This is a genomic window from Streptomyces sp. NRRL S-37 (assembly GCF_000721605.1).
In the GTDB taxonomy this organism is placed as follows: domain Bacteria; phylum Actinomycetota; class Actinomycetes; order Streptomycetales; family Streptomycetaceae; genus Streptomyces.
On the sequence record NZ_JOIZ01000005.1, the window covers coordinates 62,166 to 84,203 of the forward strand.

General features: G+C 73.8%; 18 protein-coding genes. 13 read left to right on the forward strand and 5 right to left on the reverse strand.

All coding sequences use genetic code 11. The annotated features are described in order from the left end of the window. Positions 1–23 precede the first annotated feature (23 nt). Genes IH50_RS0107155 through cobI form a run of 7 tightly spaced genes read left to right on the forward strand, consistent with a single transcriptional unit; the run spans position 24 to position 10,994 of the window. Positions 24–965, forward strand: coding sequence for a cobalamin biosynthesis protein (locus tag IH50_RS0107155; protein WP_030858505.1), 942 nt, complete (start codon positions 24–26; stop codon positions 963–965). Continuing rightward, entirely contained in the window at positions 962–2,473 is a 1,512-nt protein-coding gene (locus IH50_RS0107160) for a cobyric acid synthase (RefSeq protein WP_030858506.1), read from the forward strand. The genes IH50_RS0107155 and IH50_RS0107160 overlap by 4 nt, the downstream gene beginning before the upstream one ends. Further along, positions 2,470–6,123 (forward strand): cobaltochelatase subunit CobN, encoded by a 3,654-nt coding sequence (gene cobN, locus IH50_RS0107165; RefSeq protein WP_030858508.1) that lies wholly within the window; start codon positions 2,470–2,472, stop codon positions 6,121–6,123. Before IH50_RS0107160 ends, cobN begins: the two co-directional genes overlap by 4 nt. Then, on the forward strand, positions 6,120–8,180 hold the full coding sequence (locus IH50_RS0107170) for a putative cobaltochelatase (RefSeq protein WP_030858510.1): 2,061 nt from the start codon (positions 6,120–6,122) through the stop codon (positions 8,178–8,180). The genes cobN and IH50_RS0107170 overlap by 4 nt, the downstream gene beginning before the upstream one ends. Beyond that, a complete protein-coding gene (gene cobO / locus IH50_RS0107175) occupies positions 8,180–8,779 on the forward strand; it encodes a cob(I)yrinic acid a,c-diamide adenosyltransferase (RefSeq protein ID WP_030858512.1) in 600 nt (199 codons plus the stop codon). The genes IH50_RS0107170 and cobO overlap by 1 nt, the downstream gene beginning before the upstream one ends. Further along, positions 8,773–10,266 (forward strand): cobyrinate a,c-diamide synthase, encoded by a 1,494-nt coding sequence (locus IH50_RS0107180; protein ID WP_030858515.1) that lies wholly within the window; start codon positions 8,773–8,775, stop codon positions 10,264–10,266. The genes cobO and IH50_RS0107180 overlap by 7 nt, the downstream gene beginning before the upstream one ends. Continuing rightward, a complete protein-coding gene (gene cobI / locus IH50_RS0107185; protein ID WP_030858517.1) occupies positions 10,263–10,994 on the forward strand; it encodes a precorrin-2 C(20)-methyltransferase in 732 nt (243 codons plus the stop codon). Before IH50_RS0107180 ends, cobI begins: the two co-directional genes overlap by 4 nt. A 17-nt stretch (positions 10,995–11,011) precedes the next feature. On the opposite strand, the gene IH50_RS0107190 is transcribed toward cobI, so the two are convergent. Continuing rightward, positions 11,012–11,740 carry a ZIP family metal transporter gene (locus tag IH50_RS0107190; protein ID WP_030858518.1) on the reverse strand — a complete coding sequence of 243 codons (729 nt, stop codon included), beginning with the start codon at positions 11,738–11,740 and terminating at the stop codon, positions 11,012–11,014. Between the two features lie 95 nt (positions 11,741–11,835). On the opposite strand from IH50_RS0107190, the gene cobM reads away from it, so the two are divergent. From cobM to cobC, 6 genes are read left to right on the forward strand one after another with little or no spacing between them, the layout of a single operon-like run. Then, on the forward strand, positions 11,836–12,654 hold the full coding sequence (gene cobM, locus IH50_RS0107195) for a precorrin-4 C(11)-methyltransferase (RefSeq protein ID WP_030858520.1): 819 nt from the start codon (positions 11,836–11,838) through the stop codon (positions 12,652–12,654). Then, positions 12,651–13,886, forward strand: coding sequence for a bifunctional cobalt-precorrin-7 (C(5))-methyltransferase/cobalt-precorrin-6B (C(15))-methyltransferase (locus IH50_RS0107200; protein WP_030858522.1), 1,236 nt, complete (start codon positions 12,651–12,653; stop codon positions 13,884–13,886). Before cobM ends, IH50_RS0107200 begins: the two co-directional genes overlap by 4 nt. Continuing rightward, positions 13,883–15,565, forward strand: coding sequence for a precorrin-3B C(17)-methyltransferase (cobJ, locus tag IH50_RS0107205; RefSeq protein ID WP_030858524.1), 1,683 nt, complete (start codon positions 13,883–13,885; stop codon positions 15,563–15,565). The genes IH50_RS0107200 and cobJ overlap by 4 nt, the downstream gene beginning before the upstream one ends. Continuing rightward, positions 15,562–16,149: a precorrin-8X methylmutase gene (locus IH50_RS0107210; RefSeq protein ID WP_030858526.1), complete on the forward strand. Its 588-nt coding sequence runs from the start codon at positions 15,562–15,564 to the stop codon at positions 16,147–16,149. The genes cobJ and IH50_RS0107210 overlap by 4 nt, the downstream gene beginning before the upstream one ends. Beyond that, positions 16,146–17,057, forward strand: coding sequence for a sirohydrochlorin chelatase (locus IH50_RS0107215; protein WP_030858528.1), 912 nt, complete (start codon positions 16,146–16,148; stop codon positions 17,055–17,057). Before IH50_RS0107210 ends, IH50_RS0107215 begins: the two co-directional genes overlap by 4 nt. Beyond that, positions 17,047–18,114, forward strand: a complete 1,068-nt coding sequence (cobC, locus tag IH50_RS0107220; protein WP_030858530.1) for an Rv2231c family pyridoxal phosphate-dependent protein CobC — start codon at positions 17,047–17,049, stop codon at positions 18,112–18,114. The genes IH50_RS0107215 and cobC overlap by 11 nt, the downstream gene beginning before the upstream one ends. A gap of 208 nt (positions 18,115–18,322) precedes the next feature. Here cobC and IH50_RS0107225 read toward each other — a convergent pair whose 3' ends face one another. Genes IH50_RS0107225 through IH50_RS0107240 form a run of 4 tightly spaced genes read right to left on the reverse strand, consistent with a single transcriptional unit; the run spans position 18,323 to position 21,922 of the window. Further along, positions 18,323–19,414 carry an amidohydrolase family protein gene (locus IH50_RS0107225; RefSeq protein WP_030858532.1) on the reverse strand — a complete coding sequence of 364 codons (1,092 nt, stop codon included), beginning with the start codon at positions 19,412–19,414 and terminating at the stop codon, positions 18,323–18,325. Positions 19,415–19,435: 21 nt separating this feature from the next. Then, positions 19,436–20,233 carry an amino acid ABC transporter ATP-binding protein gene (locus IH50_RS0107230; protein WP_030858534.1) on the reverse strand — a complete coding sequence of 266 codons (798 nt, stop codon included), beginning with the start codon at positions 20,231–20,233 and terminating at the stop codon, positions 19,436–19,438. After that, positions 20,230–21,066: an amino acid ABC transporter permease gene (locus tag IH50_RS0107235; RefSeq protein WP_030858537.1), complete on the reverse strand. Its 837-nt coding sequence runs from the start codon at positions 21,064–21,066 to the stop codon at positions 20,230–20,232. Before IH50_RS0107235 ends, IH50_RS0107230 begins: the two co-directional genes overlap by 4 nt. Positions 21,067–21,070: 4 nt before the next feature. Then, positions 21,071–21,922: a transporter substrate-binding domain-containing protein gene (locus IH50_RS0107240; RefSeq protein ID WP_030858541.1), complete on the reverse strand. Its 852-nt coding sequence runs from the start codon at positions 21,920–21,922 to the stop codon at positions 21,071–21,073. Between the last annotated feature and the right edge of the window lie 116 nt (positions 21,923–22,038).

The window sequence follows — 22,038 nt, forward strand, 5'->3', positions numbered from 1 at the left end:
CGGATCCGTCACCGGCTGACCCCATGGGTGCCGATCGCGTGTTCGCGTACGGCGCCGCCGCCGGCCTCCTCGGCGACCTGCTGTTCGGCGATCCCCGCCGAGGGCATCCGGTCGCCGCTTTCGGGCGGGCCGCGGCTGCCGTGGAACGGGTGCTGTGGCGGGACGACCGGGGCCGGGGCGCGGTGCACACCGCCGTGTGCGTCGGCGGGACCGTCGCGCTGGGCGCCCTCGCCTCCCGCTGCGTGCGCTCCTCCCCCGCCGCCTCCACGGCCCTGACCGCCGTCGCCACCTGGGCCGTCGTCGGCGGCACCTCGCTGGCCCGTGAGGCTCGCGCCGTCGGGCGGGCGCTGGAGGCCGGGGACGTCGAGGCGGCCCGGGCCCGGCTGCCCCACCTGTGCGGCCGGGACCCGCAGGCCCTGGACGCCGACGGGGTCGCCCGCGCGGTGGTCGAGTCCGTCGCCGAGAACACCTCCGACGCCGTGGTGGGCGCCCTGGTGTGGGGCGCCGTCGCCGGGGTGCCGGGCCTCCTCGGGTTCCGGGCCGTCAACACCCTCGACGCGATGGTCGGCCACAAGTCCCCCCGCCACCTCCGCTACGGCTGGGCCTCCGCCCGCCTCGACGACGTCGCCGGCTGGCCGGGGGCACGGCTGACCGCCGTACTCGCCGCGCTCGCGGGACCGGACTCGCGCGGGGCCGTACGGGCGTGGCGCGCGGACGCGGCGAAGCATCCCAGCCCCAACGCCGGGCCCGTCGAGGCGTCCTTCGCGGGCGCGCTCGGCGTACGCCTCGGCGGCACCCTCTCCTACGGCGGGCGGGTCGAGCACCGGCCCGTGCTCAACGGCGGCGGGCGTGCGGTCGCCGTGTCCGACATCGACCGGGCGGTACGGCTCTCGCGGCGGGTCGGCTGGCTCGCGCTCGGCGCCGGCGTCCTCGCACGGAACGTCATGAAGGGACGTGCATCGTGAGCGGTGGGGGGCTGCTGGTCGCCGGGACCACCTCGGACGCCGGCAAGAGCGTGGTGACCGCCGGGATCTGCCGGTGGCTGGTGCGGCAGGGTGTGAAGGTCGCGCCGTTCAAGGCGCAGAACATGTCGCTGAACTCGTTCGTGACGCGGGAGGGCGCGGAGATCGGGCGGGCGCAGGCCATGCAGGCCCAGGCCTGCCGCGTCGAGCCGACCGCGCTGATGAACCCGGTGCTGCTCAAGCCGGGCGGCGAACGGTCCAGCCAAGTGGTGCTGCTGGGCAAGCCGGTCGGGGAGATGAGCGCCCGCGGCTACCACGGCGGGCGGCAACAGCGACTCCTCGGCACCGTGCTGGACTGTCTGGAGCGGTTGCGGGGCACGTATGACGCGGTGATCTGTGAGGGGGCCGGCAGCCCGGCCGAGATCAATCTGCGGCGCACCGACATCGTGAACATGGGGATCGCCCGGGGTGCGGGGCTTCCGGTCCTCGTGGTGGGCGACATCGACCGGGGCGGCGTCTTCGCGTCCTTCTTCGGCACCGTCGCGCTGCTCTCCCCCGAGGACCAGAAGCTCGTCGCCGGATTCCTGGTGAACAAGTTCCGGGGCGACGTGTCGCTGCTGGAGCCGGGGCTGGACATGCTGCACGGCCTGACCGGGCGGCGGACGTACGGCGTGCTGCCCTTCCGGCACGGGCTCGGCATCGACGAGGAGGACGGACTGCGCGTGTCGCTGCGCGGCACCGTACGGGAGTCGGTGGTCGCCGCGCCGGTCGGCGAGGACGTGCTGCGGGTCGCGGTGTGCGCGGTCCCCCTGATGTCCAACTTCACCGACGTGGACGCGCTCGCCGCCGAACCGGGCGTCGTGGTGCGGTTCGTGGACCGTCCCGAGGAACTGGCCGACGCCGACCTCGTGGTCGTACCGGGGACGCGCGGCACCGTACGGGCCCTGGAGTGGCTGCGGGAGCGCGGCCTGGCGGACGCGCTGAAGCGGCGGGCCGCCGAGGGACGGCCCGTGCTGGGGATCTGCGGCGGCTTCCAGGTCCTCGGCGAGCACATCGAGGACGACGTCGAGAGCCGGCGGGGGCAGGTCAACGGGCTCGGCGTGCTGCCCGTACGGGTGCGGTTCGCCCGCGAGAAGACCCTCACCCGGCCCACTGGGGAAGCCCTCGGGGAGCCCGTCGAGGGGTACGAGATCCATCACGGGGTCGCCGAAGTCCTCGGAGGGGACACCTTCCTGGACGGCTGCCGGGTCGGGCAGACCTGGGGCACGCACTGGCACGGCTCGCTGGAGTCGGACGGTTTCCGGCGGGCCTTCCTGCGCGAGGTGGCGCGGGCCGCGGGCCGCCGCTTCGTCCCGGCCCCCGACACCTCGTTCGCCGCGCTGCGCGAGGAGCAGCTCGACCGGCTCGGCGACCTGATCGAACAGCACGCGGACACGGACGCGCTGTGGCGGCTCATCGAGTCCGGCGCGCCGCAAGGACTGCCCTTCATTCCACCGGGAGCACCCGCATGAGCACTGTGTTGTTGTTGTCGACCGCCGACACGGACCTGCTGGCGGCCCGTGCCTCCGGCGCCTCCTACCGGATCGGCAACCCGACCCGCGTGGACGTGGCGGACGAGCTGCCCGCGCTGCTGGACGGGGCGGACCTCGCCGTCGTACGGCTGCTGGGCGGCAAGCGCGCCTGGGAGGACGGGCTCGCGGCGCTGAAGGCGTCCGGGATCCCGGCGGTGCTGCTCGGCGGGGAGAGCGTGCCGGACGCCGAGCTCATGGCCGAGTCGACGGTGCCGGCCGGCGTGGTCGCGGAGGCACTGCGGTACCTCGTCGAGGGCGGCCCGGAGAACCTGACCGAGCTGGCCCGGTTCCTGTCGGACACCGTGCTGCTGACCGGCGAGGGGTTCGAACCGCCGCACACGATGCCGGAGTACGGCGTCCACGGCTCCCGGGACCTCGTGGACGGCCGCCCGACGGTCGGCGTGCTCTTCTACCGGGCGCACGAACTGAGCGGCAACACCGCCTTCGTGGACACGCTGTGCGACGCGATCGAGGCGCGGGGCGCCAACGCCCTGCCCGTCTACTGTGGTTCGCTGCGCGGCGCCGACCCGAAGCTGTACGAGCTGCTGGCGAAGGCCGACACCCTGGTCGCCACCGTGCTCGCGGCGGGCGGCACGCACGCCTCGCAGGCGTCGGCGGGCGGTGACGAGGAGGCCTGGGACATCGGGGCGCTCGCCGACCTGAACGTGCCGGTGCTGCAAGGGCTCTGCCTGACGTCGTCGCGCGCCGCGTGGGAGGAGTCCGACGCCGCCCTGTCCCCCATGGACGCGGCGATGCAGGTCGCCATCCCCGAGTTCGACGGCCGGATCGTCACCGTCCCGTTCTCCTTCAAGGAGCAGGGCCCCGACGACGTCCCGGTGTACGTCGCCGACCCGGAGCGGGCCGCGCGGGTGGCCGGGATCGCCGTACGGCACGCCCGCCTTCGGCACAAGCCGAACGCCGAGAAGAAGCTGGCGCTCGTCTTCACCGCGTACCCGACGAAGCACTCGCGCGTCGGCAACGCGGTGGGGCTCGACACCCCGGCCTCGGCGGTACGGGTGCTGGACGCGCTGCGGGAGGCGGGATACGCGGTCGACGGATACCCCTCCGGCGGCGACGAGTTGATCCACCGGCTCATCGAGGCCGGCGGGCACGACGTCGAGTGGCTGACCGAGGAGCAGCTGGCCGCCGCGCCCGCACGGGTGCCGCTGGCGGACTACCGGGCCTGGTTCGAGAAGCTCGACCCGGAGCTGCGGGAGGGGATGCAGGAGGCGTGGGGCGAGCCGCCGGGGTCGCTGTACGTCGACGGGGAGGACATCGTCCTCGCCTCGCTCCGGTTCGGGAACGTCGTCGTGATGATCCAGCCGCCGCGCGGCTTCGGGGAGAACCCGATCGCGATCTACCACGACCCCGACATGCCGCCCTCCCACCACTACATGGCGGCCTACCGCTGGCTGGAGAACAGTTTCGGCGCCGACGCGATCGTGCACATGGGCAAGCACGGCACGATGGAGTGGCTGCCGGGCAAGGGGCTGGGGCTGAGCGCCGGGTGCGCGCCGGACGCGGTGCTGGGCGAGCTGCCGCTGGTCTACCCGTTCATCGTCAACGACCCCGGCGAGGGCACCCAGGCCAAGCGGCGCGGGCACGCGACGGTGGTCGACCACCTGGTGCCGCCGATGGCGCGCGCCGACACCTACGGCGACCTGGCGAAGCTGGAGCAGCTCCTCGACGAGTACGCGCTCGTCTCGGACCTGGACCCGACGAAGGCACCGGCGGTCCGCGCGCAGATCTGGACGCTGGTGAAGGCCGCCGAACTCCACCACGACCTGCACGTGGACGACCAGCCGGACGACGACGACTTCGACGAGTTCGTCATGCACATCGACGGCTATCTGTGCGAGATCAAGGACGTGCAGATCCGCGACGGCCTGCACGTCCTCGGCGGCGGCCCGGTCGGCGAGCCGCGCGTGAACCTGGTGCTGGCGGTGCTGCGCGCCTCGCAGGTGTGGGGCGGGCAGGCGAACGCCCTGCCGGGGCTGCGGGCGGCGCTGGCCGAACACTTCGGGCTGGTGGAGAAGGAGCTGCTGGCCGAACCGGGCGCGCCGGTGAAGGCGCCGGTGGAGCTGACGGACCTGGTGGACGGCCCGGCGCGGTCGGCGGCGGACGCGATCGACCTGCTGGAGCAGCTCTGCCGGCGGATCGCGGAGGGCATGGAGGAACGCGACTGGGCGGCCGACGCGGTCCCCGCGCTGGTACGCGAGGTGCTGGGCACGGAACTGCCCGACGCGGTGGCCGTGGTGCGGTTCGCGTGCGAGGAGGTCGTGCCCCGGCTGGCCCGGACGACGGACGAGATCGGGCACATCCTGCGGGCCCTGGACGGCGGTTACGTCCCGGCGGGACCGTCGGGGTCGCCCACGCGCGGGCTGGTCAACGTCCTGCCGACCGGGCGGAACTTCTACTCCGTCGACCCCAAGGCGATTCCGTCCAGGCTGAGCTGGGAGGTCGGGCAGTCGCTCGCCGACTCGCTGGTGCAGCGGTATCTGCAGGACACGGGTGAGTATCCGAAGTCCGTCGGCCTGACGGTGTGGGGCACGTCGGCCATGCGCACCCAGGGCGACGACATCGCCGAGATCCTGGCGCTGCTCGGCTGCCGTCCGGTGTGGGACGACGCCTCGCGGCGCGTGACCGGCTTCGAGGTCGTCCCGCTGGAGGAGCTGGGCCGGCCGCGCATCGACGTCACGGTCCGCATCTCCGGCTTCTTCCGGGACGCGTTCCCGCACGTGGTGGGGCTGATCGACGACGCGGTACGGGCGGTGGCGGAGCTGGACGAGCCGGCCGAGTCCAACTTCGTGAAGGCGCACGCCGACGAGGACACCGCCGAGCACGGCGACCGGCGGCGCGCGACGGCCCGCATCTTCGGCTCCAAGCCGGGCGCGTACGGCGCGGGTCTGCTCCCGCTGATCGACGCCCGGAACTGGCGCTCCGACGCGGACCTCGCCGAGGTGTACGCGGTGTGGGGCGGCTACGCCTACGGGCGCGGACTCGACGGGCGGGCGGCACGCGGGGACATGGAGACGGCGTTCCGACGGATCGCGGTGGCGGCGAAAAACGTCGACACACGGGAACACGATCTCGTCGACGCCGACGACTACTTCCAGTACCACGGCGGCATGGTCGCCATGGTGCGGCATCTGACGGGGGCCAGCCCTGAGGCATACGTGGGGGATTCGGCGACTCCGGACCACGTGAAGACGCGGACCTTGAGCGAGGAGACCCACCGGGTGTTCCGGGCCCGCGTGGTCAACCCCCGGTGGATGAGCGCCATGAGGAGGCACGGCTACAAGGGTGCCTTCGAGATGGCGGCAACCGTCGACTACCTCTTCGGCTACGACGCCACGGCCGGGGTCGTGGACGACTGGATGTACGAGAAGCTCAGCGCCGAGTACGTCTTCGACACGCAGAACCGGGACTTCATGAAGAAGTCCAACCCCTGGGCGCTGCGCGGCATCACCGAGCGGCTGCTGGAGGCCGCCGACCGCGGGCTGTGGGCCGAGCCCGACGCGGACACGCTGGAGCGGCTGCGCGCCACCTATCTGGAACTCGAAGGCGATCTGGAGGGCGACGACCAGTGACCACCCCCTTTCCGTTCACGGCCGTCGTCGGCCAGGACGATCTACGGCTGGCCCTGCTTCTCAACGCGGTGAGTCCCGCGGTCGGTGGAGTACTCGTCCGAGGTGAGAAGGGCACCGCCAAGTCCACAGCCGTCAGGGCGCTCTCGGCGCTGCTGCCCGAGGTCGCCGTGGTGCCCGGGTGCCGGTTCTCCTGTGACCCCGCCTCCCCCGACCCCGCCTGCCCGGACGGGCCGCACGAGAGCGGCGGGGGTGCCGCGCGGCCCGCGCGGATGGTCGAGCTGCCCGTCGGCGCCTCCGAGGACCGGCTGGTCGGCGCGCTCGACATCGAGCGGGCGCTGAGTGAGGGCGTCAAGGCGTTCGAGCCGGGGCTGCTCGCCGACGCGCACCGGGGGATCCTGTACGTCGACGAGGTCAATCTTCTCCACGACCACCTGGTCGACCTGCTGCTGGACGCGGCGGCGATGGGTGCCTCGTACGTCGAGCGCGAGGGTGTCTCCGTACGGCACGCGGCGCGGTTCCTGCTGGTGGGGACCATGAATCCCGAGGAGGGCGAGCTGCGGCCGCAGCTCCTCGACCGCTTCGGTCTCACCGTCGAGGTGGCCGCCTCGCGCGAACCCGACCAGCGGGTGGAGGTCGTGCGGCGGCGGCTCGCCTACGACGACGATCCGACCGGATTCGCCGCGCGGTGGGCCGACGAGGAGGCCGCCGTACGGGCGCGGATCGTGGCGGCGCGGGAGCTGTTGCCGAAGGTGCGGCTCGGGGACGGGGCGCTGCGGCAGATCGCGGCGACCTGTGCGGCGTTCGAGGTCGACGGCATGCGGGCCGACATCGTGATGGCGCGTACGGCGACCGCGCTGGCCGCCTGGGCGGGGCGGACGGACGTGCTCGCCGAGGACGTGCGGCAGGCGGCGCTGCTGGCGCTGCCGCACCGACGGCGGCGGAACCCGTTCGACGCGCCCGGTCTGGACGAGGACAAGCTCGACGAGACGCTGGAGGAGTTCGGGGGCGACGACGATCCCGACACCGATCCGGACGGGCCGGACGGGCCCGACGGGGGTGGCGGGCAGCCGCCCGCGGAGGGTCCGGAGAGCCCGGACGGCGGTGGTGACGTGGAGGCGTCGGCCGAGGCCGGGGAAGCCGGGGAGGCCGGGCAGCCCGCGGGGGCCGGTTCCGGTGAGCGGTCCCCGGTGGGTGCCGGCGAGCCCTTCCGTACCAAGGTGCTGAGCGTGCCCGGGATCGGTGAGGGTGCCGCCGGGCGGCGGTCGCGGGCGCGGACCGAGCACGGGCGGACGACGGGGGCGCGACGGCCCAGCGGTGTGCTGACCAAGCTGCACCTGGCCGCCACCGTCCAGGCCGCCGCTCCGCATCAGCGGGCACGGGGCCGGTCCGGGCCGGGGCTGGTGGTGCGGCGGGACGATCTGCGGCAGGCCACGCGTGAGGGGCGGGAGTCGAACCTCGTGCTGTTCGTCGTGGACGCCTCCGGGTCCATGGCGGCGCGGCAGCGGATGAGTGCCGTGAAGGGTGCCGTGGTGTCGCTGCTGCTGGACGCCTATCAGCGGCGGGACAAGGTGGGGCTGGTGACCTTCCGGGGGTCGGCAGCCGATGTGGCGCTGCCGCCCACGTCGTCGGTGGACGCGGCCGCGGCGCGGCTGGAGTCACTGCCGACCGGTGGGCGGACCCCGCTGGCGGCGGGGCTGCTCAAGGCGCACGACGTACTGCGGGTGGAGCGGCTGCGGGACCCCGCGCGGCGGGCGCTGGTCGTGGTGGTGACGGACGGGCGGGCGACCGAAGGAGGGGCGGCGCGAAGCGCCTCCGGCCGGGGCGGTGGTCGGGCGGCGGGTGGGACGGAGCCGGTGGCGCTGGCCTCGCGTGCGGCGCGGTTGTTCGCCGCCGAGGGTGTCGCGTCGGTGGTCGTGGACTGCGAGTCGGGGCCGGTGCGGCTGGGGCTCGCCGGGCGGCTGGCCGGTGAGCTGGGCGGCAGTGCCGTGACGCTGGACGAGTTGCGGGCCGACTCGATCGCCGGGTTGGTGAAGGACGTGCAGAGGAGGGCCGCGTAGTGCCGAAGGGACAGCCGAGTGTCGTACCGGACGACGGGCTGACGACGCGACAGCGACGCAACCGTCCGCTGGTCGTCGTGCACACGGGCATCGGGAAGGGCAAGTCGACCGCCGCGTTCGGGCTCGCCCTGCGGGCCTGGAACCAGGGGTGGCCGATCGGGGTGTTCCAGTTCGTCAAGTCGGCGAAGTGGAAGGTCGGCGAGGAGAACGCGCTGCGGGTGCTGGGTGCCTCCGGTGAGGGCGGGACCGTCGACTGGCACAAGATGGGCGAGGGCTGGTCCTGGGTCCAGCGCGACGCGCAGATGGACAACGAGGAGAAGGCCCGCGAGGGCTGGGAGCAGGTCAAGCGGGACCTCGCCGCCGAGACGTACAAGCTCTATGTGCTCGACGAGTTCGCCTACCCGATGCACTGGGGGTGGGTGGACACCGACGAGGTCGTGTCCGTGCTGCGGGATCGGCCGGGGACGCAGCACGTGGTGATCACGGGGCGGAACGCGCCGGAGAAGCTGGTCGGGTTCGCCGACCTCGTGACCGACATGTCCAAGGTGAAGCACCCCATGGATGCCGGGCAGAAGGGGCAGAGGGGCATCGAGTGGTGAGTTCCGTCCCACGGCTGGTGATCGCCGCGCCCTCGTCGGGGAGCGGCAAGACCACCGTCGCCACGGGGTTGATGGCCGCGCTGTCCGCGCGGGGGTTCGCCGTGTCTCCGCACAAGGTGGGGCCCGACTACATCGATCCCGGGTACCACGCGCTGGCCACCGGGCGGGTGGGGCGGAACCTCGACGCGTATCTGTGCGGGCCGGAGCTGGTGGCTCCGCTGTTCGCGCACGGTGCGGACGGGTGTGACATCGCCGTCGTCGAGGGTGTGATGGGGCTGTACGACGGGGCCGCGGGGGAAGGGGAGCTGGCGTCGACCGCGCAGGTGGCGAAGCTGCTGCGGGCGCCGGTCGTGCTGGTCGTCGACGCGTCGTCGCAGTCGCGGTCGGTGGCGGCGCTGGTGCACGGGTTCGTGAGCTGGGATCCGGAGGTGCGGGTCGGGGGTGTGATCCTGAACAAGGTCGCCTCGGACCGGCATGAGGGGTTGTTGCGGGAGGCGTTGGACTCCGTCGGGGTGCCGGTGCTGGGGGTTCTGCGGCGGGCCGCTCAGGTGGAGACGCCGTCTCGGCATCTGGGGCTGGTGCCGGTGGCTGAGCGGGGTGCTGTGGCTGTCGAGGCCGTTTCCGCGATGGCCGCGCAGGTGGCCGGCGGGTGTGATCTGTCGGCGTTGGTCTCGCTTGCTCGGAGTGCGGGGCCCTTGGCGGGTGCGGGGTGGGATGCGGGTGAGGTTTTGGTTTCCTCGCCCCCGCCGCCCCTTCCCTCCCCCACTCTCGGCTTCGCTCGAGCGGGGGGACCCCCATCGTCCCCGGGGGCTGCGCCCCCGGACCCCCGTTCGGCCCTGGACGGGCCTCGTCCTCAAGCTCCCCCAGAGGGGGTACCCCCAGACGGGCTGGTTGTGGCTGTTGCCGGTGGGGCTGCGTTCACGTTCTCGTATGCCGAGCATGGTGAGTTGCTCTCCGCCGCCGGGGCCGAGGTCGTCACCTTTGATCCGTTGCGGGACGAGGAGCTGCCGGAGGGGACTGCCGGGCTGGTCATCGGTGGGGGGTTTCCCGAGGTGTACGCCTCCGAGCTGTCCGCCAACGAGTCGCTGCGCAAGGCCGTTGCCGAACTCGCCCTCAGCGGTGCTCCCGTCGCCGCCGAGTGCGCCGGACTGCTGTATCTGTGCCGGGAGCTGGACGGGCTGCCCATGTGCGGGGTGCTGGACGCCTCCGCGCGGATGTCGGAGCGGTTGACGCTGGGGTACCGGGACGCGGTCGCCGTGAGCGACAGCGCGCTGGCCGCCGCCGGGACGCGGATGCGGGGGCACGAGTTCCACCGGACCGTCGTCGAACCGGGGGCGGGCGACGCCCCCGCCTGGGGGATGCGGGCGCCCGAGCGGCGCGTCGAGGGATTCGTACAGCGCGGTGTGCACGCGAGCTATCTGCACACGCACTGGGCGTCCGAGCCCGGTGTCGCCCGTCGGTTCGTGGAGAGGTGCCGGACATCATGAGCAGCAGGCTGATCGGGGTCGGGGTCGGGCCCGGGGACCCGGAGCTGGTGACCGTCAAGGGGGTCAACGCGCTGCGGGCCGCGGACGTCGTCGTCGTACCGGTGCTGGACAGCGGTGAGCGGGGGCGGGCCGAGGCGACCGTGCTGCACTACGTGCCCGCCGAGAAGGTCGTCCGGGTGGTGTTCGCGCTGAACGAGCGGACCGACCGGGCGCGGCGCGAGGCCGCCTGGGACGCCGCCGGTGAGCGGGTCGCCGGGCTGCTGCGGGAGCACGGGTCCGTCGCCTTCGCGACCATCGGGGACCCCAACGTGTACTCGACGTTCACGTATCTCGCCCAGACCCTCGTGGAGCTGGTGGCGGACACCGTCGTCGAGACCGTTCCGGGGATCACCGCCATGCAGGACCTCGCGGCGCGTTCCGGGGCGGTGCTGACCGAGGGGACCGAGCCGCTCACGCTGGTTCCGGTGACCGCGGGGGCCGCCGTGCTCAAGGACGCGCTGGCCGGGCCCGGGACCGTCGTCGCGTACAAGTTCGGGCGGCAGGCCGGTGAGGTCGCCGAGGCGCTGCGGGAGACCGGGCGGATCGGGGACGCGGTGTGGGGGTCGGCGCTCGGGCTGCCGGAGGAGTCGGTGCGGCCGGCCGCCGAGCTGGACGGGGCGCCGCTGCCGTACCTGTCGACGCTCATCGCGCCGCCGCGGCGGGACGGCGGGCGGGGCGGCAAGCTGTGAGCCGGGCCGGGTCGTGCTCAGTGCGCGGTGCCCACCACCAGCCAGATGAACAGCGCGCCCGCGATCGTGCACAGCAGGGTGGAGCGGGCCGGGTGTTCATGGTGGGCCTCGGGCAGGATCTCGGCGGCCGCGAGGTAGAGCAGGGCGCCGCCGAACAGGCCGAGGTAGCCGCCGAGCAGGGGCTCGGGGATGGTGAAGAACAGCGTCGACGCGGCTCCTGCGACCGGTGCCGCCGCGTCCGCGAACAGCATCGTCAGCGCGCGGCGGCGGGCGTTTCCGTAGACGCGCGTGAGCGTGTACGTGTTGAAGCCGTCCGCGAAGTCGTGGGCGATCACGGCCACCGCGACGGCGGCGCCCATGCCCTCGTCGACCTGGAAGGCGGCGCCGATCGCCACGCCGTCCATGGCGCTGTGGCCGACCATCGCGGCGGCGGCCGTGAGGCCCACCTCGGGCGTGCGGCCGTTCGTCTCCTCGGCGCCGTGCGCGGCCTGCCGGTGCGCCAGCAGGCGTTCCACCAGATGGGCCAGCAGGAAGCCGGCGACGAAGAGCAGCAGGGCCGCGGGGACGCCGTACACCTCGGTGCCGGCCGCCTCCAGGGACTCCGGGAGGAGTTCGAGGCCGACGACGCCGAGCATCAGGCCGCCGGCCAGGCCCAGCACCAGGTGACGGCGGTCGGTCACGCGGTGTGCCGACCAGCCGCCGGCCAGCGTCATCAGGAACGCGCCGAGCGCTACGAGGACCGCCATGTGTTCTTCGTATCCGATCGGCGCCCGTTCGCGCACGCGTGACAGCCGCTCACCACCCACCGAATGTGACCACGCACAGGAGAGGACCGATTTCCATGGCCGACGCCCCCACCGGCAAGGTGACCTTCGTCGGGGCCGGGCCCGGCGCCGCCGATCTGCTGACGTTCCGCGCCGCCCGCGCCATCGCCGAGGCCGATGTCGTGATCTGGGCCGCCAGCCTGGTGCAGGAGGAGGTCCTCCAGCACGCCCGGGAGGGCGCGGAGATCCTCGACTCGGCGACGATGTCCCTGGAGGACGTCGTGGCCGTCTACGAGCGGGCCCGCGCGGAGGGGCTGAGGGTCGCGCGGATCCATTCGGGCGACCCCGCGCTGTGGGGCGGGACGCAGGAGCAGGTCGACCGGTGCGCGGAGCTCGGCATCGCGACGGAGGTCGTGCCCGGGGTGTCGTCCTTCTCGGCCGTCGCGGCGCTCGCGCAGCGCGAGCTGACCATCCCCGAGGTGGCGCAGTCCGTGGTGCTGACCCGGCTCGGCGGCGGCAAGACGCCGATGCCGCCGGGTGAGGAGGTCCGCGAGTTCGCGCGGCACGGCACCACCATGGCGGTCTTCCTGTCGGCCGCCCGCAGCGGGCAGCTGGTGCGGGAGCTGCTGGAGGGCGGCTATCCGACGTCCACACCGGTCGTCGTCGCCTACCAGGCGACCTGGCCGGAGGAGCTGGTCGTGAAGTGCACGATCGGCACGCTGGAGGAGACGGTCAAGGAGCACAAGCTGTGGAAGCACACGCTGTTCCTGGTCGGTCCGGCGCTCGACGCGCACGGCACCCGCTCGCACCTGTACCACCCGGGTCACTTCCACGGCTTCCGCAAGGCCGATCCGGAGGCGCGGCGGGCGTTGCGTTCGCGGGGTGCGAGCACATGATCACCGTGGTCGGGATGGGGGCCGGGGCGACGGTCGACGCCGAGGTGGCGGCGGGGGCGGAGCTGGTCGTCGGCGGGCGGCGGCACCTGGACGCCGTACGGCTGCCGGAAGGGGCCGAGCGGGTCGTGCTCGGGCCGCTGGCGCCCGCGCTCGACACCGTGGAGAAGTACCTCGCCGAGGAACGGCCGGTCGTGGTGCTGGCCTCCGGGGACCCCGGGTTCTTCGGGATCGTGCGGGCGCTGGCCGAGCGGTTCGGGCCGGAGCGGCTCGATGTGCGGCCCGGTGTCTCCTCCGTCGCCGCCGCGTTCGCGCGGACCGGGCTGACGTGGGACGACGCCGTGGTGGTGAGCGCGCACGGGCGGGATCCGCGGACGGCGGTGCATCTGTGCCGGGCGCATCCGAAGGTCGCCGTGCTGACGGGCCCCGGGGCCGGTCCGGCCGAGCTGGGGGCGGCGCTGCGGGACACCGGGCGGGTGCTGGTCGTCGCCTCCGCTCTGGGTTCCGCCGAGGAGCGGGTGGAGCGGGTGACGCCCGCCGAGGCCGCCGTGCGGGACTGGGGTGCGGCGGTGAGCGTGGTGCTGTGCCTGGACGAGGCGCGGGCGCTGGGGCCCGTACGGACCGTCGCGGGCGGGGCGGGGCGGCCCGCCGGCTGGGCGCTGGACGAGGCGGAGTTCGACCACCGCGACTCCATGATCACCAAGTTCGAGGTGCGGGCCCTGGCCCTGGCCCGGCTCGGGCCGCGCCCCGGTGAGCTGATGTGGGACGTCGGCGCGGGGTCGGGGTCCGTGGCCGTGGAGTGCGCGCGGCTCGGGGCCGCCGTCACCGCCGTCGAGAAGGCGGCGGACGGGGTGGCGCGGATCCGCGCCAACGCCGCCGCGCACGGGGTCGACGTGCGCGTGGTGCACGGGGCGGCGCCGGACGTGCTGGCCGGTCTCGGCGAGGAACCCGACGCGGTGTTCGTCGGCGGGGGCGGGCGGGAGCTGCCGGCGGTCGTCACGGCGTGCGCGCGGCGGGCCCGGCGGACGGTCGTCGTCGCCATGGCCGCGCTCGACCGGGTGCCGGCGGCCCGTGCGGCGCTGACGGACGCCGGTTTCTCCTGCGACGGCGTGCTGGTGCAGTCGTCGAGGCTCGCGCCGCTGCCCGGGGACGTGACCCGGCTCGCGGCGACCAATCCTGTTTTCCTGCTGTGGGGCGTCAGGCTCCCGGCGCACAACGAAGGAGTCGACGAGTGATCGGCCTCATCTCCGCCACCGCCGCCGGAGCGGCCGCGCGGGACCGGCTGGCCGCCGTGTGGCCGGACCGTACACGCGTGTACGAGGGTCCCGTGCCGGACGCCGTACGGGCCGCGTTCGCCGAGTGCGAGCAGCTCGTGTGCTTCCTCGCCACGGGGGCCGTGGTGCGGCTGGTGGCGCCGCTGCTGGGCGGCAAGGCGAGCGATCCGGGTGTCGTCTGCGTCGACGAGGGCGGACGGTTCGCGGTGTCGCTGGTCGGCGGGCACGGCGGCGGGGCGAACGAGCTGGCCCGCGCGGTCGGCGAGGTGCTGGGCGCCGAGCCGGTGGTGACGACGGCGACCGACGCGGCCGGTCTGCCGGGTCTGGACACCCTCGGGCTGCCGGTGGAGGGGAACGTCGCCGCCGTGTCGCGGGCCCTGCTGGACGGCGAGGCGGTGGCGCTGCGCGCCGAGGTGGCCTGGCCGCTGCCGCCGCTCCCGGTCGCGGACGAGGGCGCGTACACGATCCGGGTCACGGACCGGCTGGTCGAGCCGGGCGAGCGGGAGGCGGTGCTGCGGCCGCCGACCCTCGTCGTCGGCGTCGGCGCCTCGAAGAGCGCCCCCGTGGACGAGGTGCTCGGCCTGGTCGAGGACGCCCTGCGCGGGGCCGGGCTGTCGGCGGCGTCGGTCGCCGCGCTGGCCACCGTGGACGCCAAGGCCGGCGAGCCCGGCATCGTGGAGGCGGCGCGGCGGCTCGGGGTGCCGCTGGTGACGTACGCGGCCGAGGAACTGGCGCGCGTCGAGGTGCCCAACCCGTCGGACGCGCCGCTCGCCGCCGTCGGCACCCCCTCGGTCGCGGAGGCCGCCGCGCTGGCGGGCGGGGGCGAACTCCTCGTGCCGAAGCGGAAGTCGGCGGCCCGGCCCGCGATGGCGACCTGTGCCGTCGTACGGCGGCCGGGGCGCGGGCGGCTCGCGGTGGTGGGGCTGGGGCCGGGGGCCCGGGACCTGCTCACCCCGCGGGCGAAGGCCGAACTGCGGCGCGCCTCCGTGCTGGTGGGGCTCGACCAGTACGTCGACCAGATCCGCGATCTGCTGCGGCCGGGCACGCGGGTGCTGGAGTCCGGTCTCGGGGCGGAGGAGGAGCGGGCCCGGACGGCCGTCGCCGAGGCCCGGCGCGGGCGGGCGGTCGCGCTGATCGGCAGCGGGGACGCCGGGGTGTACGCCATGGCGTCCCCGGCGCTCGCGGAGGCGTCCGACGACATCGACGTGGTCGGGGTGCCGGGCGTGACGGCGGCGCTGGCGGCCGGGGCGGTCCTGGGGGCGCCGCTGGGCCACGACCACGTGTCGATCAGCCTGTCCGACCTGCACACGCCGTGGGAGGTCATCGAGCGGCGGGTGCGGGCGGCGGCCGAGGCGGACCTCGTGGTGACGTTCTACAACCCGCGCAGCCGGGGCCGTGACTGGCAGCTGCCGAAGGCGCTCGCGATCCTCGCGGAGCACCGGGAGCCGGCCACGCCGGTCGGGGTGGTGCGCAACGCGTCCCGCGCGGACGAGTCGAGCCGGCTGACCACGCTGGCCGGACTGGACCCGGCGACGGTCGACATGATGACGGTCGTGACCGTGGGCAACACGGCGACCCGTGAGATCGCGGGGCGCATGGTCACCCCGCGCGGCTACCGCTGGCAGGAGGAGGCACGGTGAACCGTGTGGTGCACCCCATCGAGCAGGAGTCCTTCCGGCGGCTGCGCGCCCGCCTCGACACCTCGCGCTTCCCGCCGCTGACCCGGGCGGTGGTGGAGCGGGTCATTCATTCCGCGGCCGACCTGGAGTACGCGTCCGATCTCGTCATGGACGAGGGCGAGTTGACGAAGGCGCACGCCGCGCTGCACGCCGGGGCGCCGGTCGTGGCGGACGTGGAGATGGTCGCGGCCGGGATCACCCGGCGGGAGACCGTGTGCCGGCTGAAGGACGCGAGGTCCGGGCCGGGGCTGACGCGTTCGGCGCACGCCGTGCGGCTGGCGTACGAGGAGGTCGGGCCCGGCGCCCTGTGGGTGATCGGCTGTGCGCCGACCGCCCTGGAGGAACTGCTGATCCTGGACGCCTCCCCCGCGCTCGTCATCGGGCTGCCCGTCGGTTTCGTCGGGGCGGCCGAGTCCAAGGCCGCGTTGCGGGAGAGCGGGCTGCCCGCCGTGAGCAACGTGTCCGAGAAGGGCGGGTCGGCGGTCGCCGCCGCCGCGCTCAACGCCCTGCTGTACCACCCGATCTCACCTGAGGAGAACCTGTGACCACCCCGCCGCCCGCCCTGCTCATCGCCGGCCACGGCACCCGGGACGACGCCGGAGCGGAGGCGTTCCGCGACTTCGTACGGGAGCTGGGGCTCCGCCACCCCGGACTGCCCGTCGCGGGCGGCTTCATCGAGCTGTCCCCGCCGCCGCTGGGCGAGGCCGTCGCCGAGCTGGTGGAGCGGGGGGCGCGGCGGTTCGCCGCCGTGCCGCTGATGCTGGTGTCCGCCGGGCACGCCAAGGGGGACATCCCGGCGGCGCTGGCCCGTGAGAAGGAACGGCACCCCGGGATCTCGTACACCTACGGCCGTCCGCTGGGCCCGCACCCCGCGCTGCTGAGCGTGCTGGAGCGGCGGCTGGCGGAGGTGCTCAGGGACTGGGACCCGGCCGAGGTGACGGTGCTCCTGGTGGGGCGCGGTTCGACGGACCCGGACGCCAACGCCGAGGTGTTCAAGGCGGCGCGGCTGCTGTGGGAGGGTCGCGGGTACGCCGGTGTGGAGACGGCGTTCGTGTCGCTGGCGGCGCCGGACGTGCCGGCCGGGCTGGAGCGCTGTGCGCGGCTGGGGGCGCGCAGGGTCGTGGTGCTGCCGTACTTCCTGTTCACCGGGATCCTGCCGGACCGGGTGCGGCGGCAGACCGAGGAGTGGGCGGCGGCACACCCGGAGACCGAGGTGCGGTCGGCGGACGTCATCGGACCCGAACCGGAGCTGCTGGATCTGGTGTGGGAGCGGTACGAGGAGGCCGTGCGGGGCGATCTGCGGATGAACTGCGACTCGTGCGTGTACCGGATCGCGCTGCCGGGCTTCGAGGACAAGGTGGGGCAGCCGCAGCAGCCGCACTTCCACCCGGACGACGACGGCCACCACCATCACGGACACGGCCACGGGCACGCGCACTCCCATGCGCACTGAGCCGGCGGCCGGCGGGCACGATCTGCGGCACCACGGGGACGCCGAGGTCCGCGACGACGGCTCCGCGCTGGTCGACCTCGCGGTGAACGTCCGCGCGGACACGCCTCCGGGGTGGCTGCGGGAGCACATCGCCGGGTCGCTGTCGGGGCTGGCCGCCTACCCGGACGGGCGGGCCGCGCGGGCGGCGGTGGCGGCGCGGCACGGGCTGCCGGTGGAGCGGGTGCTGCTGACGGCCGGGGCGGCGGAGGCGTTCGTGCTGCTGGCGCGGGCGCTGGAGGTGCGCCGCCCGGTGGTGGTGCATCCGCAGTTCACGGAGCCGGAGGCGGCACTGCGGGACGCCGGGCACACGGTCGGCCGGGTGCTGCTGCGGGCGGCGGACGGGTTCCGGCTGGACCCGGCGGCGGTGCCGGAGGACGCGGACCTGGTGGTGATCGGCAACCCGACGAACCCGACGTCGGTGCTGCACCCGGCCGGGGCGGTCGCCCGGCTCGCCCGGCCGGGGCGGACGCTGGTGGTGGACGAGGCGTTCATGGACGCGGTGCCGGGCGAGCGCGAGGCGCTGGCCGGGCGGACGGACGTGCCCGGTCTCGTCGTCCTGCGCAGCCTCACCAAGACGTGGGGGCTGGCGGGGCTGCGGATCGGTTACGTCCTGGCGGCTCCGGAGACCGTCGCGGAACTGGAGCGGGCGCAGCCGCTGTGGCCGGTGTCCACGCCGGCGCTGGCGGCGGCGGAGGCGTGCGTGGGGGCGCGGGGCCTCGCGGAGGCGGCCGACGCGGCCCGTCGTGTCGCGGTGGACCGTGCGTATCTGGTCGCGAGGCTGCGGGAGTTCGCCGGCCGCGGTCTGCGGGTCGTGGAACCCGCGGAGGGGCCCTTCGTCCTGGTCCGGCTGCCGGGGGCGGCGGCGGTACGGCGGCGGCTGCGGGCGCTCGGTTACGCGGTGCGGCGCGGGGACACGTTTCCGGGGCTGGACGAGGAGTGGCTGCGGGTGGCGGTGCGGGGACGGGGGACGGCGGACGGGTTCCTGGGCGCGCTGGGGGAGGCTCTGAGGACAGTTTGATCCGCCCCCGCCGCCCCTTCCCGTCCCGAAACTGGGGCTCCGCCCCAGACCCCGCTCCTCAAACGCCGGAGGGGCTAAAAGTCAGCCCCTCTGGGGGTACCCCCTCTGGGGGAGTTTGAGGAGCGGGGGTCCGGGGGCAGCGCCCCCGGGATGGGACGGGTAAGGGCGGCGGGGGCGAGGAAACCCTCGGTCCCCCGCCGGGCCGCCGTCACCCGACCACGCGCCCGTTCAGCACCACCCGGCGCGGAGCCTTCAGCACGCGGACGTCCGCGCGCGGGTCCGAGCCGTAGACCACCAGGTCCGCCGGCGCGCCCTCCTCCAGGCCGGGACGGCCCAGCCACGCGCGGGCCGCCCAGGTCCCGGCGGCCAGCGCCTCGACCGGCGGAATCCCGGCCTTGGCCAGCTCCGCGACCTCGTCCGCCGCCAGGCCGTGCGGGAGGGTGCCGCCGGCGTCCGTACCGACGAACACGGGGACGCTGGCGTCGTACGCGGAGCGCACGGTGTCGTAGCGGCGCGCGTGGAGCCGGCGCATATGGGCCGACCAACGGGGGAATTTGGACTCGCCGCCGTCGGCGAGCGCGGGAAAGGTGGCGATGTTGACGAGGGTCGGGACGATCGCGACGCCCCGTTCGGCGAAGAGCGGAATGGTGTCGTCGGTCAGGCCCGTGGCGTGCTCGACGCAGTCGATGCCGGCCTCGACCAGGTCCCGCAGGGAGTCCTCGGCGAAGCAGTGCGCGGTGACGCGGGCGCCCAGCCGGTGCGCCTCGGCGATCGCCGCCTCGACCGCGCCGCGCGGCCAGCAGGCCGACAGGTCGCCCAGGTCGCGGTCGATCCAGTCGCCCACCAGCTTCACCCAGCCGTCGCCGCGCCGCGCCTCCTGGGCGACGTACGCGACGAGGTCGTCGGGTTCGACCTCCCAGGCGTAGTTGCGGATGTAGCGGCGGGTGCGGGCGATGTGCCGCCCGGCCCGGATGATCTTCGGGAGGTCGTCGCGGTCGTCGGTCCAGCGGGTGTCGGAGGGCGAGCCCGCGTCGCGCAGCAGCAGGGCGCCGGCGTCGCGGTCGGTGAGCGCCTGCTTCTCGGCGACGTCCGCGGGGACCGCGCCGTGCCGGTCGAGGCCCACGTGGCAGTGGGCGTCGACCAGGCCGGGCAGCGCCCAGCCGGTGACGGTGCGGACGTCGCGGGCGCCGGCGGGACGGTCGTAGGAGATCCGCCCGCCGACGACCCACAGTTCGTCACGGACCTCGTCCGGGCCGACGAGGATCCGCCCCTTCACGTGCAGCACCGCGCGTTCGCTCATGCACCGCACCCTAATGACCCGCTACCCGGACTTGCCCACCTGGTCGGAGGTCTCCTCCTCGACGTCCGCCATGGCGGGGTCGAGGAGGCGGGAGAGGAAGTGGCGGGTGCGTTCGTGCCGGGGCCGGCCGATGACCTCCTCGGGGGTGCCGTCCTCGACGATCACTCCGCCGTCCATGAAGACGACCCGGTCGGCGACCTCGCGGGCGAAGGTCATCTCGTGGGTGACGACCATCATCGTCATGCCCTCGTCGGCGAGCATCCGCATGACCGCGAGGACGTCACCGACCAGTTCGGGGTCGAGCGCCGAGGTCGGCTCGTCGAACAGCATCACCTCGGGGCCCATGGCCAGCGCGCGGGCGATGGCGACGCGCTGCTGCTGGCCGCCGGAGAGGGAGGACGGGTAGGCGTCCGCCTTCTCGGCGAGGCCGACGCGCCCCAGGTTCTCCGCGGCCACCTTCGCCGCCTCGGCCTTGCCCCGGCGCAGCACCCTGCGCTGTGGCAGCGTGAGGTTCTCCGTCACCGTGAGGTGCGGGAAGAGGTTGAACTGCTGGAAGACCATGCCGATGCGGCGGCGTACGGCGTCGATGTCGACGTCCGGGTCGGTGAGTTCCGTCCCGCCGACGAAGACCTGCCCCTTGCTGGGCTCCTCCAGGAGGTTCACGCACCGCAGCAGGGTCGACTTGCCCGACCCGGACGGGCCGATGACGCAGACGACCTCGCCCTGGCCGATCTCCAGGTCGATGCCGCGCAGCACCTGGTTGTCGCCGAAGGACTTGTGCAGACCGCTGACGCGGATCTCCGGTCGGCTCGTGCTCATTTCACGGCCTCCTGGGCCTTGGCCTCCATGCGGCGCACGACGAAGCCGAGCGGGACGGTGATCAGCAGGTAGCACAGGCCGGCCACCAGGATGGGGGTGGAGTTGGCGGTCTGGCTGGCCAGGTCGCGGCCGTACTTGGAGAGTTCGCGCTCCTCCAGGGTGACGCCGAGGAACAGCACCAGCGAGGAGTCCTTGAAGAGCAGGACGAGTTCGTTGGTGAGCGGCGGCAGGATGATGCGGAAGGCCTGCGGGATGATGATGGAGACCATGGCGCGGGCGGGCGAGAAGCCCAGCGAACGGGCCGCCTCCATCTGCCCCTTGGGCACCGCCTGGATGCCGGCCCGGATCGTCTCCGCCATGTAGGCGGCGGCCACCAGGCCGAGCGCGAGGGCGACCTTGCCGTACGTACCGCCGACGATCTCCGTGCCGGGGAAGGCGAGCGGCACGGCGACGCCGATGAAGATGAAGATCAGCAGGGCGGGCAGACCCCGGAAGATCTCGATGTAGACGCCGGCCAGCCAGCGGTACGGGCCGACGGACGACAGCCGCATCAGCGCGATCACCATGCCGAGGGCGAGCCCGACGGCGAAGCCGGTGACCGTGTAGAGCACGGTGTTCTTCAGCGCCAGCGTGATGACCTCGGGGAACATCCGCTCGCCGATGTCGGCCTGCGCGAACTGGTTCTGCAGCCGTCCCCAGTCGGCCGTGACCGCGAAGGCGATCACGGCCGCGACGAACACGGCGTACTGGATGCCGCGCGACAGGCTGCGCTTCTGGCGCCGCGTCAGGCCCTTCCTCTTCGGCTGGAGGTCGGGCTTCTCCGTGTCGGCCATGGGATCAGGACGCGGCCGGCGAGGCGGCGGACTCGTCGTACGGGCCGATCCACTGCTCGTACAGCTTCTTGTACGTGCCGTCGGCCTTGGCGTCCGCGAGGGCCTTGTTCACGGCCTCGCGCAGCTTGGTGTTGCCCTTCTTCACCGTGAAGCCGTACTCCTCGCCGGTGTCGATCTGCTCGGCGACCGTGAAGGCGTCGGCGTTGGCCTTGTCCTTCAGCCAGCCCTGGACGACGGGGTAGTCGATGACGACGGCCTTGACCTGGCCGGTGCGCAGGCCGTTGAGGACGGCGTCGGAGGACTCGAAGGAGACCGGGTCGAAGCCCTGCCCCTTGACGTAGTCCTCGCCGGTGGTCTGCGCCTGCGCGCCGAGCTTGACGTTCTTCGCCTTCACGTCGGCGAGGGAGGTGACCCCGCTGTCCTTGTCGACGAGGACGGCCTGGGTGGCGTTGAAGTACGGGTCGGAGAAGTCGACGTTCTTCTTCCGCTCCTCGGTGATGGTCATGCCGGCCGCGGCCAGGTCGCACTCGCCGGAGTTGAGGAAGGCACCGGTCTTGAAGTTCTCGAAGGGCGTGTCGAGGATCTCCTGCTTCACGCCCAGGTCCTCGGCGACCAGGTCGATCAGCGCGACGTCGAAGCCCTGCACCTTGCCGTCGATCTCCGACTGGAAGGGCGGGTACGGGAGATGGGTGCAGGTGGTGAGCTGTCCCGCCTTGACGACCTCGACCCCGCCGGCGGCGGTCTTCGAGCCGCTGCCTCCGTCGTCGCTGGAGGTGCAGGCGGACAGGAGGACCAGCCCGGCCGTCGCGGTGGTGGCGGCCAGCACACGGGTCCGGCGGCCGAGGAGCGTCTTCACGGGAGCCTCCTGTCAGGGAACTGTGAGTTCCGATTATAAGGAGAGGTTTGAGGGCCTCAAACCAAACCGATGGTCGCGAGGGCGTCCGGCCTGAGAACCCTGTGGTCGGTCCGCAT